Raw genomic sequence first — 15,347 nt, 5'->3', positions numbered from 1 at the left:
GTATTGCCACGGCGACACGCGGATCGCGGGGAGAAGAGCGCGTACGGCCTCACACCGCCTCGCATATCGCTGTTCTTCGCTTGCGCGAGCCATGCCTGTGCCTAGCAGTTGATGTCGACCTTTGGCGACAGGATCTCGATCTCGCCGGCGGTGATGCGGATGGTGCTCTGACCACAGCTAAGACGGATCTCCTGGTCGGCGGTCAGCTCGATGGTCTGGGCGCCGAGGCGAATACTCTTGCCGTCCAGGGTAACGCTCGAGCCATCGTCGTTGCCGCCTACGCTGATGGCGTACTGCTCGCCCACCGAGGTGGTCTTCTTCCTCGTCACCTGGGTGCTCTGGTTGAGGCCCACCAAGGTGTTCATCATCATGCCGACGTTGAGGCTGTAGCCCAGGCCGACGTTGTCCATGCGCCCCATGCCAACGTTCTGCAGCGAGGCCATGAGGATGGTCTCGGACTTGTTCATGCCGATCTTGACCGTCTCGTTCTTGTCGACGGTCTTGCTGCGGTTACCGTGCACGGTGATGGTCTCGTGGCGATCCACGGTTTCCTTGCGGTCGCGCTTGACCTTCACGGTCTCGTCGTTGTCGATGGTCTTGCTGCGGTCATGGCCCACCCAGTGGGTCTCGTCGTTCTCGACCTCGATGTCCTGGTTGCGCTCGGCGTGAATGAACAGCTGCTCCTCGCCCCTCTTGTCCTCCATGCGGATTTCATTGAAGTTGGCCGGCGTACCGCCCTTGCTCGAACGGCTCTTGGTGCCGCTCTGGGTGGCGTTGGCGGGCAGGTCGTAGGGCACCGTCTGTTCGGCGTTGTAGACGCGACCGGTGATGATCGGCCGGTCGGGATCGCCTTCCAGGAAGCTGACGATGACCTCCTGACCAATGCGCGGAATCTGGATCGCACCCCAGTTCTTGCCCGCCCAGTTCTGCGACACGCGAATCCAGCAGGAGCTGTTCTCGTTGGACTGGTCGTGGCGGTCCCAGTAGAAGTGCACCTTCACGCGGCCGTACTGGTCGGTCCAGATTTCCTCGTCCTTGGGGCCGACCACCATGGCCGTCTGCGGGCCCTGCACTATGGGTTGTACGGTCAGCGGCAGCGGGCGGAACGCCTGGCTGGCATCGATGCAGGTCAAGGCACTGTCGAACTGGAACGCCACGCTGTCGCTGCCGCTCTCGTAACGCTCCTGGGTGATCAGGTAGGCGACGGCCACGACCAGGTACTCGCGGTTCTGATCCTCGCGCGGGTAGCCGGTCATGCTGAACAGGTTGCCGGCGCCGAGGCCGCGGGCGTTGGTTTTCAGCTGTACCCGCTCGTGCTGGGTCTGGATCGCCTCGATGCGGTTGCGGGCGTATTGCTCGCCGTCCTTGCTCTGCACGTATTCGCCCGGGTAGTCGTAGAGCGGGTAGTCGGCATTGCTGTGTGGGCGGGCAATGCTGGATCGCACCTCCAGACGCGCGCTGGGGCGCTGGAAGTCGTAGTCGTTGAGCTCCAGGGAGCCAGGTTGCACCTCGCGTGCCATGCGCCAGTCGTGAATGTGGTCGCGCTCGCGCATCTGGTCGTCGAGCGGGTAGAAGGGCACGCTGGCATAACCGGGCGCCGTGTGGTGAGCGCCGTAGGCATCGCACAGCACCAGCACATGGCGGGATTTCTCGTGGCGGAAGTAGTAGTAGATGCCTTCCTGCTCCATCAGCCGGCTGACGAAATCGAAGCTGGTTTCGCGGTACTGCACACAGTAGTCCCACTCGCGGTAGGAGCGGGTCAGGGCGTCCTCGAAGTCGGAGAAACCCAGGTCGCGGAACACCTGCTTGACGATGTCCGGCACCGTCTTGCCCTGGAAGATGCGGCAGTCGGAGGTGCGCGACAGCAGCCACAGCCAGGGCTTGAGGGTGACCTGGTAGCTGGCGAACTGGCCACGGTGGGCGGTCTGGCTGCAGCGTGCGACGATGCCGTGGAAGTAGCGGTCGCTGCCGTCGGCCAGCTGCACCGCCAGGCCCATGGGCTTGCCGAGCAACGCGTCCAGGGACAGCCCGTCGTCTTCCGAAATCAGCGCCAGTTCATGGCTGAATGGCCGACCCAGTTCGTCATGGCCCTCGAGCCGTTCCAGTACCAGGGTGTCACCGCCCAGGGGGCTGGTGATCACGGCCATGCGAGTTGCCTGGGTGATTGCCATCATGCTCCCCTTACCGGTTACTGCGTAGCCGCGATCTCGTAATGCAGGTCCTGGTTCTGCACGCTCACCTGCACGCCGGCCAGCGGTTTGCCTTCAAGCAGGCGGCCGAGGAACTCGCGGCTCATGTCCGGCAGCATGCTGTTGGTGAGGATGGCATCGATCTGCCGGCCGCCGCTCTCGTTCTCGGTGCAGCGCGATACCACCAGGTCGACCACCGCGTCGTCGTAGCTGAACGGCACCTTGTGGGTGCTTTCGATGCGCTTCTTGATGCGCTCGAGCTGCAGGCGGGTGATGGCCTTGAGCATGTCGTCCGACAGCGGGTAGTAGGGGATGGTCACCAGGCGGCCGAGCAGGGCCGGCGGGAAGATCTTCAGCAGCGGCTCGCGCAGGGCCTTGGCGATGCCTTCGGGTTCGGGCATCAGCTCCGGGTCGCTGCACAGCCCGGCGATCATCTCGGTGCCGGCGTTGGTGGTCAGCAGGATCAGGGAGTTCTTGAAGTCGATCTGGCGGCCTTCGCCGTCCTCCATCACGCCCTTGTCGAACACCTGGAAGAAGATCTCGTGGACGTCCGGGTGGGCCTTCTCGACCTCGTCGAGCAGCACCACGCTGTAAGGGCGGCGGCGTACCGCCTCGGTCAGCACACCGCCCTCGCCGTAGCCGATGTAGCCCGGTGGCGCGCCCTTGAGGGTGGACACCGTGTGGGCTTCCTGGAACTCGCTCATGTTGATGGTGATGACGTTCTGTTCACCGCCATACAGGGCTTCGGCCAGGGCCAGGGCAGTTTCGGTCTTGCCCACGCCGGAGGTGCCGGCGAGCATGAACACGCCGATCGGCTTGTTGGGGTTGTCGAGCCCGGCGCGGGAGGTCTGGATACGCTTGGCGATCATTTCCAGGGCGTGGTCCTGGCCGATGATGCGCTTCTTCAGGTGCGCATCCAGCTTGAGAACGGTCTCGATCTCGTTGCGGGCCATGCGCCCGACCGGAATGCCGGTCCAGTCGGCGACCACCGACGCCACCGCCTGGTAATCGACGGTCGGCAGGATCAGCGGGTCTTCGCCCTGCAAGGCGCTCAGGCGGCTCTGCAGATCGGCCAGTTTGCTGCGCAGGGCGGCGTGCTCCTCGTCGCTCAGGTGGGCGTCGCCCGTCTCGCGGCTGGTGTCGTCCACCGGCTCGGCGGCAGCGCGCAGGCTGGCGCGGGTGGCCAGCAGTTCGTCGACCAGTGCCTTCTCCTCACTCCAGCGTGCCTCCAGGCCGGCCAGACGGCTACGCTCCTCGGCCAACGCCGACTCGCTGTCGCGGCGACGGCTACCGATGTTCACGCCGATGGCTTGTTCGCGGCCAATGATCGCCAGCTCGGTTTCCAGGGCTTCGATGCGCCGACGGCTGTCGTCCACCTCGGCGGGCACCGCGTGCAGGCTGATGGCCACGCGGGCGCAGGCGGTGTCGAGCAGGCTCACCGACTTGTCCGGCAACTGGCGCGCCGGGATGTAGCGGTGCGATAGCTTGACCGAGGCTTCCAGGGCCTCGTCGAGAATCTGCACCTGGTGGTGCTTCTCCATGGTCGCGGCGACGCCGCGCATCATCAGAATCGCCCGGTGCTCGGAAGGCTCGTCCACCTGCACCACCTGGAAGCGGCGGGTCAGGGCCGGGTCTTTCTCGATGTGCTTCTTGTACTCGGCCCAGGTAGTGGCGGCCACGGTGCGCAGGGTGCCGCGGGCCAGCGCCGGCTTGAGCAGGTTGGCGGCATCACCGGTACCGGCCGCGCCACCGGCGCCGACCAGGGTATGGGCTTCGTCGATGAACAGGATGATCGGCTTCGGTGAGCTCTGCACGTCCTCGATGACCTGGCGCAGGCGCTGCTCGAATTCACCTTTCATGCTGGCGCCGGCCTGCAGCAGGCCGACGTCCAGGCTGCGCAACTCGACGTCCTTGAGGCTCGGCGGCACGTCGCCGGCGACGATGCGCAGGGCGAAACCTTCGACCACCGCGGTCTTGCCGACGCCGGCTTCACCGGTAAGGATCGGGTTGTTCTGCCGGCGACGCATGAGGATGTCGACCAGCTGGCGGATCTCGTCGTCACGGCCGACGATGGGGTCGAGCTTGCCGCTACGGGCCTGCTCGGTGAGGTCGACGGTGAAGCGCTTGAGCGCTTCCTGCTTTCCCATGGCGCTGGGTGCGATGGCGCCGCTGGCTTCGCCGGGTGCAGCGCCAGCCTGGAAGCCGTCGGTGGCGGCCAGGGCGTTTTCCGGCGAGGTGCCGACCACTTCGTCGAAGCGCTCGGTCAGGGTCTCGACCTTGAGCTTGTCGAACTCCCGGGAGATGGCCAGCAGGGCGTTGCGCAGGCTTGGCGTCTTGAGGATGCCGACGATCAGGTAGCCGGTGCGCACCTGGCTTTCGCCGAACATCAGGCTGCCGTACACCCAGCCGCGCTCGACCGCTTCCTCGACGTGGGAGGACAGGTCGGTGATCGAGGTGGAGCCACGCGGCAGGCGATCCAGGGCCTCGGTGATGTCCTTGGCCAGGCGCGCCGGCTCGATGCTGAACTGGCGGATGATCTGGTGCAGGTCGGAGTCCTGCAGTTGCAGGATCTGGTGCAGCCAGTGGCTCAGCTCGACATAGGGGTTGCCACGCAGCTTGCAGAATACGGTGGCGGCTTCGATGGCCTTGTAGGCGACGCTGTTGAGCTTGCCGAACAACGCGGCGCGACTGATTTCACCCATTTTCCTGTCCTCTAATTCGGGGTAGTGAGCGGCTGGGTAGCGACATGGTGTCGGTCCAGCAGCAGATCCTTTGCATCCTCGCCCGGTTTGCCGAGCCAGGTATCGAAGCCGAGTCGGCAACCGCCATCCAGCGATGCGGGCGGTACCTCCTCCTGTTTGAGCACCAGGTTGGTGTCCCAGTCCAGTTCCATGCCGACGTACTCGGCGACCCAGGCCCCCAGCTCGGCGAGCAGCGGCTGATAGGGCAAGAAGCGGCGGTATTGCGCCAGGCTGAGCGGGCCGATGCGCAAGCGGAATTTGTGCTGCCGGTCCCACACGTGGGTGCCCAGGCACAGGTCCATGCCGAGGGTGCAAGTGCTGGCGCCCAGGCGGCTGTACTCGGGCAACGGCAGCCACTGGCCGACGTATTCCTCGAGCGCCACCGGCACGCCGAAGTACTCGGCGAGGATGGCCTGCAGGCCATCGGGGTAGCGGGTCTGGGCGGCCAGATGGCCGGTGAAGTAATAGCGCGCCGCATCCGGGATCGGGCCCTGGCCGAGCAGGCTGTGCATGCCGCGGCCGGACAGTGCGCCGAGGCGCGGTGACCAGTAGTCGTCTGCGGCGCGATCCTGGGCCACCGTTGGCCGGGCCTCGGCCCAGGCGCGGTAGAACAGGGTCAGCAGGCGATGATTGAAAACGTCGAGAAAGCGTTTGAAGGTAGCGTCGCCGTGATGGCGCTGGCGCTCGCGGGCATGCTCGGTCAGGTGGATCGGCAACGGCCCGTTGGGCCCGGTAAGGCCGAAGAAGAACTGCTCGATGCGCGGCGTGCCGGTGCTGTCGTGGATGACGCTGGCCAGGGTCGAGGGCGCGAAGCCGCAGTCCGGCTTCTGGCCCAGGCGCAGCGGGTCGTCGACCAGGCGCACGGAATGGCCCAGGCGCGGGCTTTCGGGGTATTCGCACTCGATGCGCCGCATGGCCTGGAAGAAGTCATAGTTCCAGGGCGCGTCGGCCATCGCCGCCAGGCTGTTCACAGCGTCGGCCGACATCCGGGCTTGGCCCTCCAGCGCATCACTTCACCGCGTTCGCTGGTGCGCAGCACCGTCTCGGTGAAGCTGTTGATGGATACGTAACGGGTCAGGAAACGCTCCAGCACCGAGCCGAGCAGGAACACGCCGGTACCACGGAAGGCGTTCTCGTCGAACTCCAGGCCGATCTCCAGGCCCCGGCCGAAGACGATCGGCCCCGGCATCGGCAGGCGTCGCGTGCAGGGCTGGGCGGTGACCTGGCGCAGGCCGTCGATCTGCAGCTGCAGGGCGTTGTCACCGGCATCGCCGTACAGGCGCAGCAGTTCACGCAGGGCGGCGGCGCCCTGGCCCTGCTCGCTGAGCGACAGGTAGTTGAGCGACAGCTGGCTGATCAGGCGCCAGGCGCTGGCGTCGTGGGCGCGGCTGGCCCGTGGGCGGCTGGGGCCGGCCAGGCAGCGCACGGCGACTACCGGGGCGCTGTCTTCCAGGGTGAAATCGCTGCGCGTGCCACCGGTCGGCATCGACAGTGGCAGGTCACGGTTGGTGCACAGCGCACCGATGCCCAGCTGGCGCAGGTCGTGGCGATAGGGCGCCTGGTTGGCGTCGACCAGGGAGATGAAGGTCTCGCTGCCCACGTAGGTGGAGCGCGGGCCGTTGCGCCGCTGCTTGCTCGACAGCACCCGCGGTTCGCGACGCAAGCTGTACCAGGCCTGTTCACGGCCATAGCGTGACGGATCGCGCACCGCGTAGAAGGGCTGGAAGGGCTGCTCGGGGCCGCTGCCATGGCCGCTGACTTCGGTGATCGAGTGGATCTCGAAGTCCTGCGGCCGGGTGCGGTCGGCGATGATCTGGTGCTCGTGCACGCGATCGCTCAGGTGGATGCGGTCGGCACGGCGGGCGAACAGGTTGATCGCCGGGGTGCAGAACAGCCGGAACTGCTCGGCACCGATGCTGTTTTCCAGGCTGTTGTCGAGGCGGTTGAACAGCACCACCAGCTCCAGCTCCTGGCTGGCATTGCGCTGCACGGCGCGCTTGAGGCCGGTCAGCTCGACGAACAGGAAGCGGTTGGGCAGGGCGAAGTACTCCTGCAGCAGGCGGTAGCCCTGGAAGGCGCGGGGCACCACCGGTAGGGCGGCGTCCTGGTCGTCGAAGCCGCGCGGGCGCAGGCTGTCCGGCGGCAGGCGCTCGACCCAGGAGCCGTCCACGGCGCGCACGAACAGCGCGCAGACATTGCCCATCAGCTGTTCGTAGAGGCGGAACGGCTGCTCGTCGGCGCCGTGCAGGAAGAAGGTCAGGGTATCCAGGTCCAGGGCGTTGAACGCCAAACCGGCACCGGTACGCAGGCGCAGCCGCACGGCGGCCTTGGCGCCGGGCTCGCTGGCGGCCAGGCGGCCGAGCTGGGTGCTCGGGTTGCCGAAATAGCTGGCCTGGGTGACCTCCAGCGGCCACAGGGTGACCGGCTGGCAGGTGCGGTATTCGCAGGCGGTCTGCGCCTCGCTGCCCAGGGCGCCGCGCAGTGAGGCGCCGCGCTCGAGGGTGAAGCCGCTGCTCAGCGAGCCCTCGTTGGGATCGGCGCACAGCTGTACCACGGTCATCGACGGGGTCGGCGCCAGGTAGTGCGGGTAGGCGATTTCCAACAGGTTGTGGGTGAAGGTCGGGTATTCGGCGTCGAGCTTGAGCTGCACCCGTGCCGTCAGGTAGGCGAAACCTTCGAGCAGACGTTCCACGTAGGGGTCGGCACATTCGACCCCGGACAGGCTCAGGCGGCTGGCGATCTTCGGGAATTCGCCGGCGAACTCCTCCGCGCTTTCGCGGATGTGCTGCAGCTCCTGGTTGTAGTAACCGAGCAGGCGCGGGTTCATCGGCGTCTCCGTGAGGCGTCGGCGGGCAGCACCTGGACGTGCCCGGTTTCCAGGTCCAGCTCGGTGGTCAGCAGCAGGCGCAGCGGCATCGGGTGCGCCCAGAGATCACCCTCGATCTCGAAACTCAGGGAGTTGTGGCTCATTTCCTCGGCTTCCTGGCGGGCGCGCACGCGCAATGACGAGCGCACGATACGCGGCTCGAAGTCGGCGATGGCCTTGGTCAGCAGGCGCTCGACCGCCGGGATGTCGATGCTCGAAGCGCTGTGCCCGGCCAATGGCGGCAGGCCGAAATTGACCACCGAACTGCCGGCCCGGGTCAGGGCCTCGTCGTCGCTGGTCAGCGGAGCGATGGTGTTGAACAGCCAGGCCAGGTCGCGCAGCACCGAGGCGCGCAACTGGTTGAGGGTCAGCACGCGCTTGTCGACGCTCTCCGCCGGGTTGCTCGGGTCGTCGTCGAGCAGACGGTCGAGCAGGGCGGGCTGCAGGCGTTCCTGGCGTTTCAGGTCGGCCATGCCGCAGCATTCCCGTGCTCGAAACTCAGCGTGCGCAGATCGAACAGCGCCTTCTCGCCCTCATCGAAGGCCAGCAGGCGCTGGCCGAGCGGTACACCGTTGTCCTGCCATTCGGTCTTGCGGGCCAGGCGCAACGCACCATCGCTGCTGGCATGGGTGCCAGGATAGCGACTGGGGATCAGCGCCACGGTGCTGCCGCCGTTGGTCAGGGTCAGCTGGGCCGGCAGCCAGACCAGATCACGCAGGTCGCTGGGCGCTTCGACGCTGAGGCTGGCGATGTTTTCCATGGGCAGCCAGACGTAGCGGCCGTTGACGATCAACTCGAGCACCGGGCCGAGGCGCGGGTCGGCATCGGCCAGCCAGGTGAACGCGCTGTCGTCGAGCTTGCCCGGCACCGCGCTAGCGGCTTCGAAGGCCTGGTCGCGCAGGCTCTGGGCCGCAGCGGCATTGCCCTGGGCATCCTGCTCGAGGGCGAGGATCAGCGGCGCCACCCACTCGGCGGGCTGGCCGAGCACCACGGGCGTGGTCTTGCCGGCGAACACCTGCTCGCGCAGGGCTTCGCAGTTCAGCGCCGTGCTGTAGGTCTGCACCATGGGCAGGCAGGCGGCGTCCAGCTCGCCGGCCACCTTCAGCTGGTTCTGCGCGCGGCTCCATTGGCCCATCACCGCCAGCAACTGGAACAGGAATACCCGCAGCTCGGCCTTGGCGGGTTGCGCCCGAACCTGATCCTGCAGCGCCTTCAGCGCATCGTCGAGCTGTGCGTTACGCAGGTATTGTTCGGCAGTCATCGTCGGTCCCTGTACTGGCGCGGTCACCGCTGTACTGCGGTGATCCTTCGGCGCGCCCTTCCTGCGTGGGCAAGGGCTGGCGCGCCATCGAGAAATTCGTTCTGGTCAGAACCAGCGATGCCCGGCGCAGTGCCGGGCATCGCTGTGTACCCGCAAGGCGGGCGGTGTTACACCTTGACGTTCTGGCGGATGTTCCAGCCGTACTTGACCGGGCCGCCGTCTTTGGCGCCGTCGGCTTTCTGCGGCTGGTAGTCGACCAGCACCTGAGCGAAGTTCAGGGTGACGTTTTCGGTCAGGCGATCTTCGCCACCGCTACCGCCAGTGCTGATGGACGAAACCATTACTTCCTTCAGGGTGATGATCAGGTACTCGACCTGAGAATCGCCACCAGCCTTGCGGATGGTCAGCTTGGCTTCCGGATAATGCTTGCCGCTGGAGCAGGCCATCATCAGGTTGGGGCTGGATTTGTCGACGTACTTGGTCAGCGACAGATCCTGAATGTTGACCTTGCCGGCACCGCCGCCACCGCCAACGTGCATGGAGCCGGATTGGCTCATGCCCCAGCTCCAGGCCAGCACGTCGATTTCGTCGGCGTGGGTCTTGTCCTTGGACTCGCCCTTGACGTCGCCAATCTTGATGAACATATCAACAGCCATCATTCCTCCTTTCGTGGCTTTTGCCACTCTGTTTCAGCTACGCCCGCCGGTGCGGGCGCCACAGTGACGAGCCTCAGGCCCCCTTGGCCGAAGGCAGTTTGGATACCAGGCGCAGCGACACGGTCAGCCCTTCGAGCTGGTAGTGCGGGCGCAGATAGAACTTGGAGCTGTAGTAACCGGGGTTGCCCTCGATTTCCTCGACCACCACTTCCGCTTCGGCCAGCGGGTGCTGGGCCTTGGTGGTTTCGGTGGAGTGCGCCGGATCACCGTCGACGTAGTTGAGGATCCAGTCCTGCAACCAGCGTTGCATCTCGTCGCGCTCTTTGAACGAGCCGATCTTGTCGCGCACGATGCACTTCAGGTAGTGGGCGAAGCGGCAGGTGGCGAACAGGTACGGCAGGCGCGCGGCCAGGTTGGCGTTGGCGGTGGCGTCCGGATCGTCGTACTCGGCCGGCTTGTGCAGCGACTGGGCACCGATGAAGGCGGCCAGGTCGGTGTTCTTCTTGTGCAGCAGCGGCATGAAACCGTTCTTCGCCAGCTCGGCCTCGCGGCGGTCGGAGATGGCGATCTCGGTCGGGCACTTCATGTCCACGCCACCGTCGTCGGTGGGGAAGGTGTGCGCCGGCAGGTTCGGCACTTCACCGCCCGACTCCACGCCGCGGATGCGCGAGCACCAGCCGTAGAGCTTGAACGAACGGTTGATGTTCACCGCCATGGCGTAGGCCGAGTTGGCCCAGGTGTACTTGCTGCTGTCGGCGCCGTCGGTTTCTTCCTCGAAGGCGAACTCTTCGACCGGATCGGTCTTCGCGCCGTAGGGCTGGCGCGCCAGGAAGCGCGGCATGGTCAGGCCGATGTAGCGCGAGTCCTCGGAGTCACGCAGCGAGCGCCAGCCGGCGTACTCGGGGGTGGTGAAGATCTTGGTCAGGTCGCGGGGGTTGGACAGTTCCTGCCAGGAACCCATGCCCATGACCGTCGGCGAGGCCGCGGAAATGAACGGCGAGTGCATGGCCGCGGAGATCTTGGCGATCTCGCCGAGCAGTTCGACGTCCGGTGGCGACTGGTCGAAGTAGTAGTCGCCCACCAGGCAGCCGTAGGGCTCGCCGCCGAACTGACCGTATTCCTCTTCGTAGAGCTTCTTGAAGATCGGGCTCTGGTCCCAGGCGGTGCCCTTGAATTTCTTCAGGGTCTTGTGCAGCTCCGGCTTGGAGATGTTGAGCACACGAATCTTCAGCTGCTCGTCGGTCTCGGTGTTGTTGACCAGGTAATGCAGGCCACGCCAGGCGCTTTCCAGCTGCTGGAAGTCCGGGTGGTGCATGATCAGGTTGACCTGGGCGGTGAGCTTGGCGTCGATCGCGGCGATGATCGATTCCACCGACTTGATGGCGTCGTCGGAGATCAGGTCGGTCTTGCTCAGGGCATGTTCGGCCAGGGTGCGCACGGCGGTTTCCACCGCTTCACGGGCGCGTTCGGTCTTGGGTTTGAATTCCTGCAGCAGCAGCGAGGCGAATTCGCTGGTCTGTTCGGAGGTGGCGAGCGACTGCTCGGACGCCTGGGTCTGTTGGCTCATCGGGGGCGTCCTCTTAGGCTTGTGGCTCGTTGTCTTGGGGCTTGGGCGCGCTGGCCAGGGCCTGCAGCAGGGCCGGGTCCTTGATCGCCTTGATGATCAGTTCCTCGGCGCCGGTCTTGCCGTCCATGTAGGTCAGCAGGTTGGCGAGCTGGGTGCGCGCTTCGAGCAGCTGGTTGAGCGAGTCGACCTTGCGGGCGATGGCCGCCGGGCTGAAGTCGTCCATGCTCTCGAAGGTGATGTCCAGGCTCAGGTTGCCTTCGCCGGTCAGCGCGTTGGGCACGTGGAAGGCCGCGCGTGGCTTCATGGCCTTGAGGCGCGAATCGAAGTTGTCGGCGTCGATTTCCAGGAACTTGCGGTCGGCGACGGCGGCCAAGGGCTCTGCCGGCTTGCCGGCGAGGTCGGCCATCACGCCCATGACGAAGGGCAACTGCACCTTTTTCTCGGCGCCGTACAGCTCCACGTCGTACTCGATCTGCACCCGCGGGGCGCGGTTGCGTGCGATGAATTTCTGGCTGCTGGTGGTGTTGCTCATGTTGCTCCTCCTGTGCATGGGCACTGGCTTCTGCGGCCAATGGCCGGTAGCTGTGTGCGTAGGCCTTCCCTGAAGATCCGCCGCACGTTAGTCGTATTCGGGGCCGCGCAGGTTTTCGAACTGCGACATACCGTCGGGAATCAGATTGCGCACGATTTCCGCGAAATCCGCGGTGACCAGCTTCTGCGCGCGCGTCAGTAAGACCGGGACCGGGCTGGAAGGTTCGTGCTGGGCGTAATATTCGAGCAGGCGATCGAGGGTGCGCAGCACGTCGTCGCGGCTGGCGATACGACCCGGTGCCGCGGGTGCCTGGTGCGCCGCCTGCTGGGGGCTGGCATCACTGTCGTCTGAATCGTGGTGCGCGGGCAGTTCGTCCGTGGACGGGGCGTCATCGCCGGCCGCGGGCGCCTGGTCATTGAAGATCTGCCGGGCGTGGCGCAGCACCTGCTTGAGCGATTCCAGATTGGCGCTCTGCGCCGAGCCAACCCGCTCGCTGAGCAGCCCTTCGATATCGGCCAGCGCCGCGGCGGCTTCGTCGAGTGCGACGCGGGTGCTGTCGAGCAGCTCGGCGTCGGTATCCAGAAAGGCGCCGCGCAGCTGCTCGGGTGACAGGGTCTCGCTGGCGAAGCGCTGCAGATCCGCGGCGTTCAGGGCGGCGCGAATGCTCACCGCACCAAAGGCCCGCGAGCGGGTGATGCTGGCTTCGCGCAGCAGCACGATCACCGGCTCGGCGCTCAGGGCATTGAGCGCGTTGATGCGGATGGTCGGGTCGTTGTCATCGTCGGCGTCGAGCTGCGGGTAGACGCCCTCCCAGTACCGGGTCAGCAGCTCGCGTACCAGGGTCAGGCCCTGGGCCAGGCCGTTGAGGCCGTCGAGGGCGATGGCGCTCTGCAGGTACAGGCTGGCCAGGCGCAGGTCCTTGCTTCGGGCGAACAGGTCGCTGGCGCGTTCACGCACCTGCCGCCAGTCCGGCGGCTCGGCGGCGATGACCGACTGGCCCATCTGGCGCTCCGGCTGGCCCTGGGCGAGGCGCTCGAGCTCGAGAAAATCGGCGTCGTATTCCAGGTCGTCCCCGTGGGGGAGTTCGTCGGATACCGGGTTGAGCAGGTGCGACACATCCACCACGTCAGGTGCTCTCCATGTCAGGCCCAGGGGTCTAATGAGCGCTCGCCGCAAACAGCCTGGCGGCCCGTGCTCATGACGAAGGTGGCTAAATGCCACTATTCAGGCGGGGTTCGGTGCAGATCGGCGCCATTCTCCGAGTGCTCTTTGAGCATTGTCAAGCGAGGGCAAGGCGGTAGAAACTGTCGCGATGCACAGTATTTCTGTCTTCTGTGCGGTGACTCACAACCGTCTCGAATTTATTCCCGTCCGACCATTGAACCGTCTCGATTAAGGGAAAAAAATAGAGCGCTTTGGCTATTGACGATTGCCCTCGTCGATGGCGCTTTAGTTTTTCCGGCCGCACTGCAAGGAGCCGCAATGCCGTTGCGCTTGTTCATCACCACGTACCACAAGCTGACCCCCGGGCAACGGGCCGAGGTCGAGCTCGATCGCGGTGAGCTGAAGATCGGGCGCAGCGCCGGCAATGACTGGGTGCTGCCCGACCCGGAGCGGCTGGTCTCCAGTCAGCACTGCGTCATCCAGTATCGCGACGGCACCTACTACATCACCGATACCAGCACCAACGGGGTGATCCTGCAGAACGCCGGCACCCGCCTGCGCCGCGGCAGCAGCGAGCCGCTGGCAGATGGCGAGGTGCTGAAGATCGGCGAGTACGAGATTCGCGTGCAGATCAGCGGCATCAGTGTGGCGCCTGCCGCGCCGCCGGCATCCGGCATGGCCGACGACCCGTTCAACAGTTTCGAGGCGCTGCTCAGCCGCAGTGCCCAGCCGCTGGAGATGCCGCCGGTCAGTCCTGGGCCTGCTGCACCGGCGCCGCGTCGCGATTCGCCGTTCGACACCAAGCCGGATCTGTTCGACTTCCTCAGCCCGCCGCCGGCGGTGGCGCCATCGGTGTCCGACCATGTGCCGGCGCAGCAGCACGACTTCCGCCCGCCGCGGCCTTCGCAGCCGGCGCCTGCCGCCGTGCCCGACGCGGCGCCGGCCGCGGTGATCCCGGGGGACTGGGATCCGTTCGCCGACCTGCAGGCCGCGTCGAAGTCTCAACCCCTTCCTGGTCCTTTCGCCGCGCCACCGCAAGTGGATGCGTTGCAGATTCCCGATCCCTTCGCCGAACCGCCGAAGGCGCAGGCCCCGCCGATCCCGGATCCGTTCGCCGATCTGGCACCGATGCCGGCGGTGGAAATCCCGCCCTTCGCCGTGCAAGAGTCGCCGGTGCAGCCACTGCCCAGTGTCGAACCCGTCACGACGCCCCAACCTGCACCTGCTGCCCAGGGTGCACTTGGCGATGACCAGTTGCTGGAGGCCTTTCTGCGCGGCGCCGGCCTGCAGCACCTGCGTCTGGACCGTGCGGCCGCAGCGGCGCAGATGGAGGCCATCGGCCGCAGCTACCGGCTGATGGTCGAGGGGCTGATCGACGTGCTGCGTGCGCGGGCCAGCCTCAAGGGCGAATTCCGCATGGCGCAGACCATGATCCAGCCGGTGCAGAACAACCCGCTGAAGTTCGCCCCCAACGTCGACGAAGCGCTGCTGATGCTGCTGCGTCATGACAACCAGGCATTCATGGCGCCGGATCAGGCGGTGGGCGAAAGCTTCGACGACCTGCGCGCCCACCAGTTGGCGCTGATGGCGGGCGTGCAGGCGGCCATCAAGTATTTGCTCGCGCGCTTTGAACCGCGTGAACTGGAAGGGCGTCTGAACAAGCCGAGCGGGCTCTCGGCACTGTTGCCCAATGGCCGTCGGGCGCACTATTGGGAGCTGTTTACCGAGCTGTACGCGACCATTTCCCAGGAGGCCGAGGACGGTTTCCAGGAACTGTTCGGTCGTGAATTCAGCCGTGCCTACGAAGAACACATTGCGAGACTGAGGGGCCGTTGAGGCCACACGGCCCACCGCGTCGTGAGGGGCCAGCGGTAACCATCGAGGAAGCGTTATGCCAAGGATTTTGACACTGCTGGTCTTTCTGCTGCTCGGCGCCTGCGCCTCGGGGCCGAAGGAGCCGGTGCCCACCACCGTCGAATTGCAGCTACAGGCCAGCCGCGACCTCAACCCGGCGCTCGACAGCGCGGCTTCACCGGTCTGGGTGCAGATCTACCAGCTACGCAATGCCTCGACCTTTTCCCGTGCCGACTTCTTCTCGCTGGTCGACCGCGCCGACGCCACCCTGGCTGGCGAGCTGATCGAAACCGAGCGTTTCGTGATGCGCCCCGGCGAAACCCAACGCAGATCGCTGACCCTCGACGACGCTACCCGCCACCTTGGCGTGGTGGTGGCCTACCGTGCCCTCGATCGTTCGATCTGGCGCCAGGTCATCGAAATTCCTGCCCATCAGGCCAGCGCCCTGCGCTTGCAGCTGGACGCCTATGCCATCAGCGCCGCGCCGCTGCCCCCTCTTGAGTGACTGGAGACCCGT

At 66.0% G+C, this 15,347-nt stretch carries 12 protein-coding genes; 2 read left to right on the top strand and 10 right to left on the bottom strand.

Annotation, left to right across the window (positions count from 1 at the left end):
• Positions 1 to 101 precede the first annotated feature (101 nt).
• The 10 genes from tssI to tssA form a co-directional block, all read right to left on the bottom strand.
• Positions 102 to 2,171 (bottom strand): type VI secretion system tip protein TssI/VgrG, encoded by a 2,070-nt coding sequence (gene tssI, locus SA190iCDA_RS01595; RefSeq protein WP_070886182.1) that lies wholly within the window; start codon positions 2,169 to 2,171, stop codon positions 102 to 104.
• Between the two features lie 17 nt (positions 2,172 to 2,188).
• Positions 2,189 to 4,891, bottom strand: coding sequence for a type VI secretion system ATPase TssH (gene tssH, locus SA190iCDA_RS01590; RefSeq protein WP_070885804.1), 2,703 nt, complete (start codon positions 4,889 to 4,891; stop codon positions 2,189 to 2,191).
• Positions 4,892 to 4,902: 11 nt separating this feature from the next.
• Positions 4,903 to 5,916 carry a type VI secretion system baseplate subunit TssG gene (gene tssG, locus SA190iCDA_RS01585; protein WP_070885805.1) on the bottom strand — a complete coding sequence of 338 codons (1,014 nt, stop codon included), beginning with the start codon at positions 5,914 to 5,916 and terminating at the stop codon, positions 4,903 to 4,905.
• Positions 5,898 to 7,757: a type VI secretion system baseplate subunit TssF gene (gene tssF / locus SA190iCDA_RS01580; RefSeq protein ID WP_070885806.1), complete on the bottom strand. Its 1,860-nt coding sequence runs from the start codon at positions 7,755 to 7,757 to the stop codon at positions 5,898 to 5,900. Before tssF ends, tssG begins: the two co-directional genes overlap by 19 nt.
• Positions 7,754 to 8,269 carry a type VI secretion system baseplate subunit TssE gene (gene tssE / locus SA190iCDA_RS01575; protein ID WP_070885807.1) on the bottom strand — a complete coding sequence of 172 codons (516 nt, stop codon included), beginning with the start codon at positions 8,267 to 8,269 and terminating at the stop codon, positions 7,754 to 7,756. Before tssE ends, tssF begins: the two co-directional genes overlap by 4 nt.
• Positions 8,257 to 9,057 carry a type VI secretion system accessory protein TagJ gene (locus tag SA190iCDA_RS01570; protein WP_070885808.1) on the bottom strand — a complete coding sequence of 267 codons (801 nt, stop codon included), beginning with the start codon at positions 9,055 to 9,057 and terminating at the stop codon, positions 8,257 to 8,259. Before SA190iCDA_RS01570 ends, tssE begins: the two co-directional genes overlap by 13 nt.
• 167 nt (positions 9,058 to 9,224) lie before the next feature.
• The gene (locus SA190iCDA_RS01565; protein WP_070885809.1) at positions 9,225 to 9,713 is read right to left on the bottom strand and encodes an Hcp family type VI secretion system effector; all 489 of its coding nucleotides are present in this window, start codon (positions 9,711 to 9,713) and stop codon (positions 9,225 to 9,227) included.
• A gap of 73 nt (positions 9,714 to 9,786) precedes the next feature.
• Entirely contained in the window at positions 9,787 to 11,280 is a 1,494-nt protein-coding gene (gene tssC / locus SA190iCDA_RS01560) for a type VI secretion system contractile sheath large subunit (RefSeq protein WP_027904019.1), read from the bottom strand.
• A gap of 13 nt (positions 11,281 to 11,293) precedes the next feature.
• Entirely contained in the window at positions 11,294 to 11,812 is a 519-nt protein-coding gene (tssB, locus tag SA190iCDA_RS01555; protein ID WP_070885810.1) for a type VI secretion system contractile sheath small subunit, read from the bottom strand.
• Positions 11,813 to 11,899: 87 nt separating this feature from the next.
• A complete protein-coding gene (gene tssA, locus SA190iCDA_RS01550) occupies positions 11,900 to 12,937 on the bottom strand; it encodes a type VI secretion system protein TssA (protein ID WP_070885811.1) in 1,038 nt (345 codons plus the stop codon).
• Between the two features lie 357 nt (positions 12,938 to 13,294).
• Between tssA and tagH the strand changes: the two genes are divergently transcribed.
• Entirely contained in the window at positions 13,295 to 14,812 is a 1,518-nt protein-coding gene (gene tagH / locus SA190iCDA_RS01545; protein WP_070885812.1) for a type VI secretion system-associated FHA domain protein TagH, read from the top strand.
• A 55-nt stretch (positions 14,813 to 14,867) separates the two neighbouring features.
• On the top strand, positions 14,868 to 15,335 hold the full coding sequence (gene tssJ, locus SA190iCDA_RS01540; protein ID WP_070885813.1) for a type VI secretion system lipoprotein TssJ: 468 nt from the start codon (positions 14,868 to 14,870) through the stop codon (positions 15,333 to 15,335).
• Positions 15,336 to 15,347: the final 12 nt, after the last annotated feature.

This window comes from Pseudomonas argentinensis, assembly GCF_001839655.2.
In the GTDB taxonomy this organism is placed as follows: domain Bacteria; phylum Pseudomonadota; class Gammaproteobacteria; order Pseudomonadales; family Pseudomonadaceae; genus Aquipseudomonas; species Aquipseudomonas argentinensis_B.
This window is presented reverse-complemented; position numbering and strand designations above follow the sequence as displayed.